The sequence below is a fragment of the Methylobacterium sp. AC315 genome, from assembly GCF_979253755.1.
Genome location: NZ_CEEDEA010000130.1, coordinates 1 through 241 on the forward strand (window position 1 = coordinate 1; position 241 = coordinate 241).

Consider the following 241-nt stretch of genomic DNA (forward strand, 5'->3'; position numbering starts at 1 on the left):
GGGGCGGATTGCGGCACTGGCTGCTCCTGCGCGGCTGGCCGCGGCTGATCGCAGCCCGGGCCCGGCGCGCGGAGCGTCTCGGGATCCGCTGCCTTCACGTGCTCGTGCCGGAGAAGCTGTCGGTCTACGACGACAAGACCGACGGGCTGCGTTACGCCCCGGGCAAGGCCTCCACCCGCCGTCTGGCGCGACGCCTGGCCCGGCATCCGGCCTACCTCGATCTCCTGGCGCCCCTCCGGGC

At 74.7% G+C, this 241-nt stretch carries 1 pseudogene; it reads left to right on the plus strand.

The annotated features are described in order from the left end of the window. Positions 1 to 241 (plus strand): annotated as a pseudogene (locus tag AC0IY0_RS28990) (hypothetical protein); the annotation flags it as partial.